Below are 13,875 nucleotides of genomic sequence, written 5' to 3' on the forward strand. Positions count from 1 at the left end.
CATGCGCCACTTGGCCAACTGCGCAGCGAGGTCCTCGCTGGACCAGGTTTTGCCGCGCCCATCCAGCGCCACCACATGGATGTCACGTGGCAACGCCGCGAGAATCGCGGCGCCTTCGTCCTGGATCGCGCGAGCATCGTCGCGCCCCTTGCCACGGATACCGGGCTTGAGCTCGATCAGCTCCAGCGGCAACTCGTGCGACAGCCGCTTGCGGTACTCGGCAAACCCTTCCGCCACCCAGGCGGGCATGCGCTCACCGACGGCGATCAGGCGTGCGCGCATAACCGAGGGCTCCCAGCAATGACAGCAAAGGAAACCATGCGCGCCTCAACCGCCGCGCATGCGGGATACCGCCGTGGCACGGGATCAACCCGCGCTGACGGCTTCGGCGTCGATCTCGCGATCCCCTACGGTCCACAGCCGTTCCAGGCCGTAGAACTCGCGGATGCGGGGCAGCATGACGTGGACAATCACGTCACCCAGATCCACCAGTACCCACTCCGCTTCCTGCTCGCCTTCCACGCCGAGCGGCATCACGCCCGCCTGCTTGGCGAACTTGACCACTTCATCGGCGATGGATTTGACATGGCGCGCGGAAGTGCCGGAGGCGATGACCAGCAGATCGGCGATGGAGGTTTTGCCGCGGACGTCGATTTCGCGGACGTCTTTGGCCTTCAGTTCGTCCAGCGCGTTGATGACTTGCTGGCGAAGGACCGCCGTGGTGACGGATTTGGTGCTACGAGCTGAGGTCTGACTCAAGTGCGGTTGCCTCGATATGAATCGATGCGCGGGAGCGCGCGGCGCCAGTATAACGCCCCGGCCTCAAGCCCACGTCAAGCGAGGCCGTGACGAGCCTCGGCATATTCCGCCAGGAGGCGGGCCACCAGCTCGGCCGCGGGCATGGGCCGGACCAGTGACACCGCCTGCCCACACCATTCGGAAATCAGGTCCCCTCGCCCCGCCGCCCCTGCCGCACGCCGCAGGGGCGCCGTGATGGCGTTCATTATCGGGTAGGCCGGCACGCGCGATTCCACTGCCGCCATGGCCTCCACATAGGTGTTGCGCAAGCCGCGGGCAGCGCGGCCGGAGAAGCTGCGGATAGTGGTGACGTCGGTGTCTTGCGCGCGGCTGAGATCGTCCTTCCAGGCCCGCGCCGCCGCCGATTCCGTACAGGCCAGGAAGGCCGTACCCAGCTGGCTTACCGTCGCCCCCATCACTTCGGCGGCCAGCATGGCACGGCCGTTCATGATGCCCCCGCCGGCGATCAAGGGCAGAGACACCGCCTGCGCCGCCTGCGACAAGAGCGCGAACAGGCCGATCATGGCGTCCTCAGGGCGATGCAGGAAGCTGCCGCGATGCCCACCGGCCTCCGCGCCTTGCAAGCTGATGGCGTCGGCGCCGCGCTCGGCCCAGGCGCGCACCTCGGCGAGCGAGGTGGCGTTACCGATCACTGCAATGTCGCGCCGCTTCAGTTCGCCTACCTGTGCTTCGCTGAGCAAATTGAAGGCGAAGCTGGCCGCCACTGGACGCGCCTCGCACAACGCGGCGAACTGATCGGAAAACCGCGGCGCCCAGTGTTCCGGCACACGGGCGCGCACGTCCAACCCCTCGCGCTCCATCAAGGTATCCAGCGCGGCGCACGCCAGTGCGATGGAGGGCGCGTCGGCATCGAACTCGTCAGGCAGTACAAACAGATTCAACACGAAAGGGCGATCGGTGAGCGCGCGAATCTTCGCTGCATCATCGAGGATCGCTTGCGGGGCGAGGTAGCCCACGCCATGCGATCCCAGGCCACCGGCCTGCGATACCGCCGCCACCAGGGCGGGCGTGGAAGCACCCGACATCGGCGCGAGCATCAACGGCTGGGCAACACCCAGACGCTGCAAAAACAAGGAGGGCATGGTGTGAACTCCGCAGCGACTGCGTCGTATTACACCATGCCCCCGATGACACTCTGCTTATTTCAGACTGGCGTTAATCCGCTGAAGCGGGCTCAGCCGCAGCTTTAGCCACCGGTGGATCCCGCATGGGCCGGTTCGGCCTTCTTGGTATTGTGCTGCTTCTTGCTGTGATGCGTGGTCGACTTGGTGGCATCACTCTTCATCGCATCACCGGACTTCATGTCGTCCGAGCTGGATTTCATCGCATCGGAACTCGACTTCATGGCATCCGAGCTGGACTTCATCGCGTCCTTGCTGGCGTCCTGCGAGGACTGCATCGGGGTCGTGCTCTGCGCCATGACCGGCGTCATGGACAGGCCAAAGACGACGGCGGTTGCGAAGGCGAGTACGGCGTAACGGGAAACTTTCATAGGTGCCTATCTCCTGGAACGGTGAGGTAACCGTGCGGCCTTGCCGCACTTCCTTTGGAGCTGCCGTGGCCGCCCCTCCTGGGCGACTACCGCAAGCCGGCGCCGGCTTGCGCCGATGCCGGTTACACCGCATCGGCCATCCAGTCCGACGCGAGCGGCCCTTCCCTGGTCCGCGATGCCACATCCACCGAGCGATGCTCCCTTGCTGGCACGCCTCGGATCGGGGCAAGCGTATACCCACGCGGGCCAAGGGAATGTGCGCCACGGATACGTTCGTTCAGCATCAATATCGACTCGCCGCCCCGGCGCGGGGTTTTGTTGCGCCGCGATGACGCGCATGTATCGTGCCCTTGGCATCGGCGTCGCTGATTTGTGCGCCGCTGCCCCTCACTGCACTCTGGCAGGCTCTGCTTCCGAGCATCGTGACGCTGCGCCGCAACAACCTCAGCCATACGAACACCCCTGATGGCAGAACGCCGGCATCCGATCTCTGCAACGCCTTTCCGCGCGCCAGGGCATCCGCCCTCATGGCCGTGCCGCTGTCCCCGCCCCATGTCGAAGGCCGCTTATAGGCCTCGCCGGAGGGAGCGCACATGCCGTCGATGCCGCGAGCCGTCCCCGATCGCGTCGTGCATCGCGGCTAACGCAACGAAGGCTGCAGCAAACGGCCCCCCATGGCGGCGTTGGCCGCCACGACGATGCCGACAGCGAGCGCATGCATCAGCAAATCGGTGGCCGCCACCGCGAATCCATGACAGATCTCCAGCAAGGCGGAGGAGGCAGCCGCGCTGGCCAGGCCGATCATGACCGCCGTGCGTACCGGCCGCAGCGAACAGGCACGACGCAGCAGCGCGATCAACAGCAGCGACAGCGGTACGGAGAAGCTGATGATGAAAACCAGACAATCGCCGGCCTGGTGAGCGCTCGCCACGGGCGCAATCGGCGCCACCAGATCGCGCAGGCAACCCAAGCCGCTGGCACCAACCCACAGCAACAGGCCCGGCAACGGCAGCCACGCCCAGTTTGGTGAACGCCCCGGCACGCCCAGCGCAAAGGCGGCCCAGGCCGCGCACACCGCAGTCACCACGGCGCCCATACCCGCCAGGGCAATATCCGGTTCCTCCGCCCAGCGACGCAGCATGTGTTCCGTCCCGTAATGCAGCAGCAAACCGGTCGCGATCACTGCCACCGCCAGCAGCCAGCCCGCCGTGCGCAACCACGGCGGCGGCAGGCGCCGCACCGGGGTGAGCTGCGCGCCCAGCGAATGGATGAGTGACTCGGGGAGTCGCGATTCGACCATGATGCTCAGGGATCTCCGTGGAAACGGGCGCGCAACGCCTTCATCGCGCGGTGCAAATTGACTTTGAGGGCCCCTGTCTGTCGCCCGGTCTGCGCGGCAGCCTCGGCCAGCGAGTGCTCTTTGAGCCCAAGCTGCTCGACCGCTTCGCGCTGGCCTGGCGGCAAACTCGCAATCGCCTCGCGCAGGCGACGCGCCTCCTGATCCCGCTCGGTGGCGGCGGTGGCGTCGTCGAGTTCCGCTACGGTGTCGTAAGCGTGCTCGTCGTGCAGTTCGCGCCGGCCACGACGACCGTGACTGCGCAAGGCATCGATGGCGCGTCGCCCCGCGATGGCGCTCAGCCAGGCATCGTAGGAGCGTGACGGATCATACGTATGCCGCACCTTGTGCACGGTCAGCAGCGTCTCCTGCACCACGTCGTCCAACTGATCCACCGACACGCCTTGCCGGCGCGCCGCCGCGCGTATCAGCGACAGCGAATCGCCCAGCACCCGCTCGTAAGCGAGGCGATCGCCACCCTGTGCCGCCGCCATCCAGGCCGCACGCCGCCGTTCCGGCGTATCGCTGGCGCTGAGGTCGGCATCGGTCACGGAAGTGCGGTTCCTGGTCCAGACGGGAAGAGCACTATCTAGAACCATCGTGCCTGCAGTGGTCAAGCTCGGAGACATAGGCGCAACGTGGGAAGGTTCATCCTGGTATTCGTCGGCCCGGTCCGAGGCGTTACCTCCGCTCTTCAGGTAACCGATAGGGGACCGTCGGCGAATACTCCCTCGAACCCACCATGGACGTTGCCCGCATGCTTGTGTTGATCCTCGCTTTTCTCGGTGGTGTGCTGACCATCCTCAGCCCCTGCATCCTGCCGGTGCTGCCGTTCGTATTCGCGCGGGCCGATCGCCCCTTTGTGCGCAATGGCTTACCGATGCTGCTGGGCATGGCGCTCACCTTTGCCCTGGTCGCCACCTTGGCTGCCGTGGGCGGCGGCTGGGCGATCCGCGCCAACCAATACGGCCGCATCGTGGCGATGGTGGTGCTGGCGGTGCTCGGCCTGACCCTGCTTTCCACGCATCTGGCCGAATGGATCAGCCGCCCGTTCGTGGCCCTCGGCAACCGGCTTTCGCAGCGATCAGACGCGGAGGGCGACTCGGTGTGGTCGGCCGCCGGCCTGGGTATCGCCACCGGCTTGCTATGGGCACCGTGCGCCGGCCCCATCCTCGGCCTGCTGCTGACGGGGGCCGCCTTGAACGGCGCGAGCGTGCAGACCTCCCTGCTGTTGCTCACCTATGCCGCTGGCGCGGCTACCTCGCTGGCATTGGCGCTGGTGATCGGCGGGCGCGTATTTGCGCTGATGAAGCGCTCGCTCGGCGCGGGCGAGTGGGTGCGGCGCGCACTGGGTGTATTGGTGCTGGCCGGCGTGGCGATGATCGCGTTCGGCCTGGACACGGGCTTGCTCACCCGCGTTTCGCTGGCCAGTACAGGCGGCATCGAACAGAAGCTGATCAATGCCGTGCGTCCCGCGCCCGCGCCGCAACCGGTAGTGAAAGCCGGCGAGCCCTTGCCGGTGGAAGGCGAGCTGCCTTCGCTGGAAGGCGCTACGCAATGGCTCAACACGCCGCCACTGAGCGCCAGTGCGCTGCGCGGCAAGGTGGTGCTGGTGGATTTCTGGACCTACTCGTGCATCAACTGCATCCGCTCGTTGCCGTATGTGCGCGCCTGGGCGGACAAGTACAAGGATCACGGCCTGGTGGTGATCGGTGTGCATGCGCCGGAGTTCGCCTTCGAAAAGCAGCCGCAGAACGTGATACGCGCGGTGAAGGACCTGGGCGTGAACTATCCCGTCGCGCTGGATAACAACTACGCCATCTGGAAGGGCTTCAACAACGAATACTGGCCTGCGCACTACTTCATCGATACGCGAGGGCGCATCCGTCATCACCATTTCGGCGAAGGCGAATACGCGCAGAGCGAGGATGTAATACGCCAGCTGTTGACCGAAGCCGGCCAGAAAGATCTACCGGGCGGCTATGTGCAGCCTGGCGCTGAGGGTGCCGAAGCCGCGGGCTCGGGCGATGGCTCGCGCTCGCCGGAAACCTACGTAGGTTATGCCCGCGCAGAAAACTTCGCCGGTGGCCAGGTAGCACACGACGACGCCTGGACCTATCACGCTCCGGCCACGTTGATGGCCAACCAATGGGCGTTCGACGGGCGTTGGACGGTGCGCGAGGAGCATGCGCACCTGGACGCTGCCAACGGCCGCATCGTCTACCGCTTTCGCGGCCGCGATCTGCACCTGGTGCTCGGCCCGAATACCGACGGCAAGCCCGTGCGCTTCCGCGTCACCATCGACGGCAAAGCCCCGGGCGCCGATCACGGCATGGACATCGACGCGGATGGCAACGGCACCGTCACTGCGCAGCGTCTTTACCAACTGGTGCGACAAGCCCAAGGCACGGGCGAGCGCACCTTTGAAATCACGTTCCTCGATCCGGGCGTACAAGCCTACGCCTTCACCTTCGGCTGATCGATTTCCCTTCTCTCTCTGCGAGGTTGCCATGACCCGTATGCAGGACATCACCCGACTGGAGCGCCGTCGCTTTCTGCGGGCGGCGCTCACCGGCGGCGCGGCCGTGGCCGTGGGCTGGCTGGCGCTGCCCCAACTGCTCCGTCGCACCGCCACTAGCGGCACCGCCATGGCCGCCACGCCCGCCGCGACGGGTGGCGACGTGTTGCTGGAGTGCTTTGCCGACGACGGTCATCGCCTGGGCTCATGCCATGTGCGCAAGCTGGTGCTCAACGACGCGCAATGGCATCAGCGACTCACCGATGAAGCCTATGACGTGATGCGCCGCAGCGGTACCGAGCGCGCGTTCAGTGGCGCCCATGAGAAGCCCGCCGTGCCTGGGCTCTACCGCTGCCCCGCCTGCGACACGGCGCTCTTCGATGCAGCCACTCAGTTCGATTCCGGCACCGGCTGGCCCAGCTTCTGGCAGCCGATCGCCAAACCGAATGTCATCGAGACACGCGACTCCAGCTTTGGCTGGGAACGCACCGCCGTGAGCTGCGCGGGCTGCGACAGTCATCTGGGCCACGTCTTCGATGATGGCCCGCCACCGACAGGGCTGCGCTATTGCATGAACTCCGTGGCGCTGCGCTTCGTGCCACGCACGTCCTGACCAACGCTTACGACGACTGCCCCGCCGCGCGGTACGGCGCCAGCAACGCGGGGTCGTCGAACAGACCGCAGGGCAACAGGTAACGCGGATCGCGTCCTTCCGCCAACAGTTCGCGGATGCGGGTGGCGGAAATCTCCAGCGGTGTCACCGCCAGCTCGATTACCTTGCCCGCAGGCACGCCGTGCAAGGCGCTGGGCTCGCTCACGCGGCGCGGAGCAACCTCCCGCTCCAACGCCTCGGGCACACGGGCTTCGACACCGGGCCGACTGAGCACGCCGATATGCGCCACATCAAACAATTCACGCCAGCGGTGCCAGCTAGGCAGCCCGGCAAATGCGTCCGCGCCGATCAGCAATACCAGCGGCCGCGTGCCCTGTTCCGCGCGCAGCTCCCGCAAGGTGTCGTAGGTGTACGAGGCGCCGCTGCGATCAAGCTCGCGCGTATCGAGGCTAAGACGCGATTGCCGCTCCAGTGCAGCCTGCAACATGGCGACGCGCTGAACCGGCGTCGCCAGCGGTGCGGGTCGATGCGGCGGCACGCTGGCGGGCATCAGGCGCACTTCGGCATCGAGCAGTTCGGAGGCCTCCCATGCCACGCTGAGGTGTCCCAGGTGTACGGGATCGAAAGTGCCACCGAACAGGGCGAGCGGACGAGGCTGGCCCATCACAACGCCTGCGCGGCGCGCGGCTCGGCGATGGCGGCGATCAGCCGCTCCGCCTCCAGCCACGGGTCACCTTGTTCGCGCCCCTTGGCCATGCGATCGATGCGCGCGGCGCGCACCAGGCACTGCATCCAGTGCTCGCGCGGTGCGCGGCGCAGCGCTTTGCGAAACAGTTGCTCACGTGCAGGCCACAGCCGCTCAGCCTTGGCCTGGGCGGCGAAATCGCGCGCGTTGGCGAGGCGCAGCGCCAGTTGCAGCTGATTGACCAACCAGCCCATCAGCGCGATCAGTTCGTCGCCTTCGGCATGCAGGCCATGCAGGATATGCAGGGCGCGACCACCATCGCCGGCGAAGGCGGCGTCGGTGAGTTTGAACGCGTCATAGCGCGCGCTGTCAGCAACGAGGTTCTCCATCTCGGCCGCATCGATCTTGCCCTGCCCGTGCAACACCACCAGCTTGTCGATCTCCTGCGCGGCGGCGAGCAGGTTGCCCTCGACGCGCTCGGCGAGCAAGGCGGCCGCATCGGGCGTGGCCGACAGCCCGCGCGAGGTCAGCCGCGCCGTAATCCACGAGGCCCATTCGTTCGGACGCGGCGCATTGAAAACCACAAGGCTGCCGGCAGCATCGACATTCTTGGTCCAGGCGCCTTCGTGCTTGCTGCTCCACTCGGTGGCGGTAATCAGCAGGGTCACGTCCGGCGGCGGGTTGGCGCAGAACTCGCCGATGGCCTTGGCGCCCTCGGTACCCGGACGCCCGGTGGGCAGACGCAGATCCAGCAGGCGGCGGGTGGCGAACAGCGACATGCCGGCCGCCGAGCGGGCCAGGTCATCCCAGTCGAAGTGGTTGCCTACATCGAGCACTTCGCGCTCGGTGTAGTCGAGCCGGCGCGCCTGGGCGCGCAGCGCGTCGGCCGCTTCCAGTACCAGCAGTTCCTCACCGGCCAGCAGATAGACCGGCCGCAGGTGGTCCGCCGTCAGCGCCTTTTGCCATTGGACGGCATTGAGGGGCATGCAGGCAGGTCAGTGCGTGCTGGAGGCCGACGCCGGTGCCGGCTCGGCTGCGGCCGCCTCGGCAGCGGTCTTCGCCGGATGCTTACCCGCCGCTTCCAGGCGGAACAGGATCGCCTGCACCATGTCGTCGTACAGGCTGTTGTGGATGGCATCCACCTGGGCCTGGGTACCGATGGTGTTGGTCGCGTCGTAACTGAATTCGCGTTGCATATCGATGCGCTGATGCGGCACCAAGGGCTGTCCCGCGCCGTCATGCACGTCGAACTGCACCTGGTAGCGCACCGTGTATTCGGTGACCTGGGCCTGACCGCTGACCGTAAGCGTATCGGTGCTGAAGGAAGACACCGGCACATTGAACTCGGCGGTACCTGCGCCGGCATGGTCCTCGATGGTCACGCCCGACGCGGCCAGCGAGCGCTCCAGACGACGCTGCAGATCCGGGCTGCCAGGCACGCTCACGTGCACCTGCTTCATTGCCGGCGGCAATGCCGCGCTCTGGCGCAGGTGAAACCCGCAAGCGCCCAGGGCCAGGGAGGACACCAACAGCAACGAAGCTTTGAACACACGGCTCATGGATTTCATCCTGCGACGATGTTGACGATCTTGCCGGGTACCACGATTACTTTACGAACCGTCTGGCCTTCGAGGAAGGCCACCACGTGCGGATGGGCCCGGGCCAGCGCCTCGGCCTCTTCCTTGGAGGCATTGGCCGCCACGTCGATAGTGCCACGCAGCTTGCCGTTCACCTGCACCGCCAGGGTGAGCGAGTCGCGCACCAGCGCGGCGCTATCCGCCTGCGGCCAGGGCTGATCTTCCAGCACCGCCTCGGCATGGCCCAGCACCTGCCACAGCGCATGACTCACATGCGGCACTACCGGGTTGAGCAGAAGCACCATCACTTCCAGCGCCTCGTGGCGCACAGCGCGGCCTTGATCGCTCTGGTCGTGGAACTTGCCCAGGGCGTTCAGCAGTTCCATCAGCGAGGCGATGGCGGTGTTGAAGGCGTGGCGGCGACCCAGGTCGTCGCTCACCTTCTGAATGGTTTCGTGCACCTGGCGACGCAGCGCCTTCTGGCCAGCGTCCAACGCGGCCGGATCGACCACCGGATGATCGGGGTTGGCGGCGTGTGTGGTCACTTCGCGCCAGAAGCGACGCAGGAAGCGCGCCATGCCTTCCACACCGGCATCGCTCCACTCCAGTGACTGTTCCGGCGGCGCCGCGAACATGGAGAACAGGCGCACCGTATCGGCGCCGAACTTCTCCACCATCGCCTGCGGATCGATGCCGTTGTTCTTGGACTTGGACATCTTTTCGGTGCCACCGATCTTCACCGGCTCACCATCCGTCTTCGAACGCGCACCGATCACGCGCGCCTTGTCATCGCGCTCGATCTCGACATCGGCCGGATTGATCCAGTCCTTCGAACCATCGGCGTTGTCGCGGTAGAAGGTTTCGGCGATCACCATGCCCTGGCACAGCAGGTTGGTGGCCGGCTCGTCGGCCTTCACCAGCCCGGCGTCGCGCATGAGCTTGTGATAGAAGCGGAAGTACAGCAGGTGCAGGATGGCGTGCTCGATGCCACCGATGTACTGGTCCACCGGCAGCCAATAGTTGGCGCGCTCGTCGACCTGATCGTGGGCACCCGGGCTGGTGTAGCGCGCGTAGTACCAGCTCGACTCCATGAAGGTGTCGAAGGTATCGGTTTCGCGCTCGGCCGGGCCACCGCACTGCGGGCAGGTGGTCTTGCGCCATTCCGGGTCGGCCTTGATCGGCGACTGCATGCCGGAAAACGCCACGTCTTCGGGCAGCACCACGGGCAACTGGTTTTCCGGCACCGGCACCGCATCGCAGCTCGGGCAGTAGATCACCGGGATCGGGCAACCCCAATAGCGCTGGCGGCTTACGCCCCAGTCGCGCAGGCGCCAGTTCACGCGACGATGACCGTGGCCTTCGCCTTCCAGCTTGCTGGCAAGGAAATCGAACGCCTCGCGATAGTTCTTGCCGTCCAGTTCGCCGGAGTGGATCACGCGCATGTCGGCGCGCGTCTTGTCCGAATACCAATCCTTCCACTGCGCCGGATCGTAGGCCTCGTCGCCCGCCGCAATCACCTGCTTGATCGGCAGGCCGTACTTGTGGGCGAACTCGAAGTCGCGCTCGTCATGGCCCGGTACGGCCATCACCGCGCCGGTGCCGTAGCCCATCAGCACGAAGTTGGCCACCCACACCGGCACCTTCTCGCCGCTGATCGGATGGATCGCAAACAGGCCCGTGGCCATGCCGCGCTTTTCCTGGGTCTCCAGTTCGGCCTCGGACACGCCACCGTGCTTGAGCTCATCGAGGAACGCAGCCAGCTTGGCGTCGCGCTTGGCGGCCTGAATCGCCAGCGGATGCTCCCCGGCGATAGACACAAAGGTGACGCCCATCAGGGTGTCGGGACGCGTGGTGAAGACCGTGAGCGGCTCGCTTGCGCCTTCCACCGCGAAGTGGATTTCCAGGCCTTCGGAGCGCCCGATCCAATTGCGCTGCATGGTCTTCACCGCATCGGGCCAGCCCGGCAGCGTATCCAGACCGTCGAGCAGCTCCTGCGCGTAGTCGGTGATCTTGAGGAACCACTGCGGGATCTCGCGTTTTTCCACCAATGCGCCGGAACGCCAGCCGCGGCCGTCCACCACCTGCTCATTGGCGAGCACGGTCTGGTCCACCGGGTCCCAGTTCACCACCGCGTTCTTGCGGTAGGCCATGCCCTTCTTCATCAACCGCGTGAACATCAACTGTTCCCAACGGTAGTAGTCGGGACGGCAGGTGGCGAACTCGCGGGTCCAGTCGTAGGCAAAGCCCAGGCGCTGCAATTGGCCGCGCATGTGCTCGATGTTCTGGTAGGTCCACTTGGCCGGTGCGGTCTTGTTCTTGATCGCGGCATTTTCGGCAGGCAGGCCGAACGCATCCCAGCCCATCGGCTGCAGCACGTTCTTGCCGTTCATGCGCTGGTAGCGGCTGATCACGTCGCCGATGGTGTAGTTGCGCACATGGCCCATGTGCAGCGCGCCCGAGGGATACGGCAGCATGGAGAGGCAATAGAACTTGGGCCGCGAAGGGTCTTCCTTCACCTCGTAGGCGCGCTGATCGCGCCAGAACTGCTGCGCGGCGACTTCAACCGTCTGCGGCTGATAGCCCTGCTCGTTGCCCTCGGGGGAACCCTGATCCTGAATGTCCTGCATGTGTCCGGCGCCATGTGTGTTGCGGGCTGCCACCGGCCTTTCCGGTGGCAGCTGGGAACTGGGCAGACTAGCAGAATTGGGGTTCGATCAGCGCCCAAAAGCCGAAAACGGCGCCAATTCCCGGGCTCAACCGGCGGGGCAATGGGCCGTCGTCCCGCCAGCCATCGCGGCGGCCACCGCGCCCACCTGGCTGGCCAGCTGCGCAATGGCCTGCTGATGGCCTTGCACCAGGGCATCGTAGCCCTCGCCCACGGTCTGGTTGATGCGACTGGTGCAGGCCAGCGCATCCCCGCCCTTGAGCGAGCGCACGCTCCAGGCCGCGTCGATATACGCATACCCGCCCGGCACGGAATCGAGGCGACGCAGGTCCAGCTTGATGCGCACGGTGCCACTGCCCTGGCCGGGCAGACCGCTCACGTCCTTGGCGTGGAATTCATGCGCCAGCGCGGCCGCCAACGCGCCGCGTACTTCATCACCCAACGGGGCAATCCAGCGTTCACCCTGCAGCACCGCGACACCCTGCGCGCCCTGGCGCACCACCAGCTGCGGTTGATCCACCTGTGCCGGTACACCTACCGGCAGCAGATCGAACTGAAAGCCCGTCGCGGCACCCGCCTCAGCGGCACCGCCGGCCGGGGGCACCAGCGTGTAGTAATGCACGGGCTGCACGGAGCTGCATGCGCCGGCCACCAGCGCCAGCAGGGCCACGCCCAGGTTCAGATAGAGGGGACGAATCATGGCTTGCTTCCTTGAGGCGGCGTGCTCGGCGGCGGTGGGGCCTCCAGCGGCTTGTCGGCGCGACGCCCGCGCAGCAATGCGTCCGGATGATCGCCCAGATAATCAGTGAGCACGCGCAGCGAACGCGCGGCCCGTTGTAGCTCCTGCAGCGAACCGCCCAGGTTCTGTTGCAGCGGCGCATCGGGCGCGAACGCATTGTTGGCGCTACCCAGCGTCTGCTGCGCCCCTTGCAGGGTGGTCTTCACTTCCGGCAACACGCTGGTGTTGATCTGCTTGAGCGTGCCGTTGAGTTCGGCCAGCGACTGATCCAGGTTCTTGCCAATGCTGTCGAACGGCACCTTCTGCAACTTGGCCACGATGTCGGCCAGCTGCTCCTGGATCTTCTCGAAATCACCCGGCGCGGTGGGAATTTCCAGCGGCTTGCTGCTGCCATCGAAGGCCACCTTCGGCGCCTTGGGCAGGAAATCCATGGCGATATAGAGCTGCCCGGTAAGCAGATTGCCGGTGCGGGCCTGGGCACGCAGGCCATGCTCGACCAAGCGACCCATCATCTGCGACATCTGCTCGTCATCGCCACGCGACTTGGCCAGCGCAGCCAGCTTTTCATACGCCTTGCCCAGGCGCGCGGGATACACCACCGCGCCCACTACGGTGGGGAAGCTCTGGGTGCTTTCGTCGAAGTCCAGGTTCACCGATACGACGCGACCAAACGCCACGCCCAGGAATTCCACCGGCGCATCCACCGCCAACCCACGTAGCGACTGATTGAAGCGCATGCGGATATAACGCGGCTCGCCATCGGGCGGCGCCATCGCGGTGGCGCGGTCGTTGAACAAGGTGTACGAGGCACCCTCGGACGCCGGCGTGGCGTCGTGCGGCCCCGGCGGGTCCTGAAACGCCAGGCCGCCGGCCAGCACCGTGGCCAGCGATTGCGTATTCACTTTGAGCCCGTCCGCGCCTACGGAAACATCGACGCCACTGGCATTCCAGAAACGCGACGAGGTGGTGACGAACTGATCGTTGGGCGCGTCCACGAAGATCTGGAACGTTACGCTCTTGCCATCCTGATCCAGGTGATAGGACGACACGCGTCCCACCTGGATACGCCGGTAGTACACGGGCGAGCCGATATCCAGCGAACCCAGATCGTCCGCACGCAGGTTGAAGGTCTTGCCCGGCGCGCCATGCGTCACCGGCGGCGGTGTTTCCAACCCGGTGAAGTCGGTCTTGGGCTCCTGTGACTGGCCCACATCCGCGCCGATAAAAGCACCCGACAACAAGGTGTCGATGCCCGACACACCCCCCAGGCCGATGCGCGGACGCACCACCCAGAACCGCGTATCGGCCGTGGCGAAACCCTCGGCGCTCTTCTCCAGCGCCACCTTGGCCACCACCCGCGAACGATCCTGGCTCAGGCGCACACCGGTTACCCGGCCGATCACCACGTTCTTGAACTTCACCGGCGTCTTA

At 66.0% G+C, this 13,875-nt stretch carries 14 protein-coding genes; 2 read left to right on the forward strand and 12 right to left on the reverse strand.

Annotated elements, in window-relative coordinates; genetic code table 11:
* From JHD67_RS19260 to JHD67_RS19285, 6 genes are all read right to left on the reverse strand, one after another.
* Positions 1-282, reverse strand: a 282-nt coding sequence (locus tag JHD67_RS19260) for a 23S rRNA (pseudouridine(1915)-N(3))-methyltransferase RlmH (protein WP_199100802.1), incomplete at its 3' end; no start/stop codon positions are given.
* An 84-nt stretch (positions 283-366) separates the two neighbouring features.
* The gene (rsfS, locus tag JHD67_RS19265; RefSeq protein WP_199100803.1) at positions 367-759 is read right to left on the reverse strand and encodes a ribosome silencing factor; all 393 of its coding nucleotides are present in this window, start codon (positions 757-759) and stop codon (positions 367-369) included.
* 74 nt (positions 760-833) lie between these two features.
* Positions 834-1,901, reverse strand: a complete 1,068-nt coding sequence (locus tag JHD67_RS19270; RefSeq protein WP_199100804.1) for a nitronate monooxygenase — start codon at positions 1,899-1,901, stop codon at positions 834-836.
* 104 nt (positions 1,902-2,005) lie between these two features.
* Positions 2,006-2,311, reverse strand: coding sequence for a hypothetical protein (locus tag JHD67_RS19275; protein ID WP_199100805.1), 306 nt, complete (start codon positions 2,309-2,311; stop codon positions 2,006-2,008).
* Positions 2,312-2,951: 640 nt separating this feature from the next.
* Positions 2,952-3,611 (reverse strand): NrsF family protein, encoded by a 660-nt coding sequence (locus JHD67_RS19280; RefSeq protein ID WP_199100806.1) that lies wholly within the window; start codon positions 3,609-3,611, stop codon positions 2,952-2,954.
* Positions 3,612-3,616: 5 nt separating this feature from the next.
* Positions 3,617-4,198: a sigma-70 family RNA polymerase sigma factor gene (locus JHD67_RS19285; protein ID WP_343214400.1), complete on the reverse strand. Its 582-nt coding sequence runs from the start codon at positions 4,196-4,198 to the stop codon at positions 3,617-3,619.
* A gap of 206 nt (positions 4,199-4,404) precedes the next feature.
* Here JHD67_RS19285 and JHD67_RS19290 point away from each other — a divergent pair, with 206 nt between their 5' ends.
* On the forward strand, positions 4,405-6,126 hold the full coding sequence (locus JHD67_RS19290) for a cytochrome c biogenesis protein DipZ (protein ID WP_199100808.1): 1,722 nt from the start codon (positions 4,405-4,407) through the stop codon (positions 6,124-6,126).
* Between the two features lie 31 nt (positions 6,127-6,157).
* A complete protein-coding gene (gene msrB / locus JHD67_RS19295; protein ID WP_199100809.1) occupies positions 6,158-6,778 on the forward strand; it encodes a peptide-methionine (R)-S-oxide reductase MsrB in 621 nt (206 codons plus the stop codon).
* 7 nt (positions 6,779-6,785) lie between these two features.
* Here msrB and nadD read toward each other — a convergent pair whose 3' ends face one another.
* The 6 genes from nadD to JHD67_RS19325 form a co-directional block, all read right to left on the reverse strand.
* Entirely contained in the window at positions 6,786-7,442 is a 657-nt protein-coding gene (nadD, locus tag JHD67_RS19300; protein ID WP_199100810.1) for a nicotinate-nucleotide adenylyltransferase, read from the reverse strand.
* A complete protein-coding gene (gene holA / locus JHD67_RS19305; RefSeq protein WP_199100811.1) occupies positions 7,442-8,449 on the reverse strand; it encodes a DNA polymerase III subunit delta in 1,008 nt (335 codons plus the stop codon). Before holA ends, nadD begins: the two co-directional genes overlap by 1 nt.
* Positions 8,450-8,458: 9 nt before the next feature.
* Complete coding sequence (gene lptE / locus JHD67_RS19310; RefSeq protein ID WP_199100812.1) at positions 8,459-9,022, reverse strand: LPS assembly lipoprotein LptE; 564 nt, start codon at positions 9,020-9,022, stop codon at positions 8,459-8,461.
* 5 nt (positions 9,023-9,027) lie between these two features.
* Complete coding sequence (gene leuS, locus JHD67_RS19315) at positions 9,028-11,667, reverse strand: leucine--tRNA ligase (protein ID WP_199100815.1); 2,640 nt, start codon at positions 11,665-11,667, stop codon at positions 9,028-9,030.
* Between the two features lie 126 nt (positions 11,668-11,793).
* Positions 11,794-12,405, reverse strand: a complete 612-nt coding sequence (locus JHD67_RS19320; protein WP_199100813.1) for a PqiC family protein — start codon at positions 12,403-12,405, stop codon at positions 11,794-11,796.
* Positions 12,402-13,875 (reverse strand): MlaD family protein (locus JHD67_RS19325; RefSeq protein ID WP_199100814.1); only part of this gene is annotated, 1,474 nt, incomplete at its 5' end. The genes JHD67_RS19325 and JHD67_RS19320, both read right to left, overlap by 4 nt.

The sequence above is a fragment of the Dyella sp. ASV21 genome (assembly GCF_016428975.1).
In the GTDB taxonomy this organism is placed as follows: domain Bacteria; phylum Pseudomonadota; class Gammaproteobacteria; order Xanthomonadales; family Rhodanobacteraceae; genus Dyella.

Coding starts and splice junctions, on each gene's coding strand:
- JHD67_RS19270 (WP_199100804.1), bottom strand. CDS start 1,901: ATGCCCTCCTTGTTTTTGCAGCGTCTGGGTGTTGCCCAGCCGTTGATG.
- JHD67_RS19275 (WP_199100805.1), bottom strand. CDS start 2,311: ATGAAAGTTTCCCGTTACGCCGTACTCGCCTTCGCAACCGCCGTCGTC.
- JHD67_RS19280 (WP_199100806.1), bottom strand. CDS start 3,611: ATGGTCGAATCGCGACTCCCCGAGTCACTCATCCATTCGCTGGGCGCG.
- JHD67_RS19290 (WP_199100808.1), top strand. CDS start 4,405: ATGCTTGTGTTGATCCTCGCTTTTCTCGGTGGTGTGCTGACCATCCTC.
- msrB (WP_199100809.1), top strand. CDS start 6,158: ATGACCCGTATGCAGGACATCACCCGACTGGAGCGCCGTCGCTTTCTG.
- nadD (WP_199100810.1), bottom strand. CDS start 7,442: ATGGGCCAGCCTCGTCCGCTCGCCCTGTTCGGTGGCACTTTCGATCCC.
- holA (WP_199100811.1), bottom strand. CDS start 8,449: ATGCCCCTCAATGCCGTCCAATGGCAAAAGGCGCTGACGGCGGACCAC.
- lptE (WP_199100812.1), bottom strand. CDS start 9,022: ATGAGCCGTGTGTTCAAAGCTTCGTTGCTGTTGGTGTCCTCCCTGGCC.
- leuS (WP_199100815.1), bottom strand. CDS start 11,667: ATGCAGGACATTCAGGATCAGGGTTCCCCCGAGGGCAACGAGCAGGGC.
- JHD67_RS19320 (WP_199100813.1), bottom strand. CDS start 12,405: ATGATTCGTCCCCTCTATCTGAACCTGGGCGTGGCCCTGCTGGCGCTG.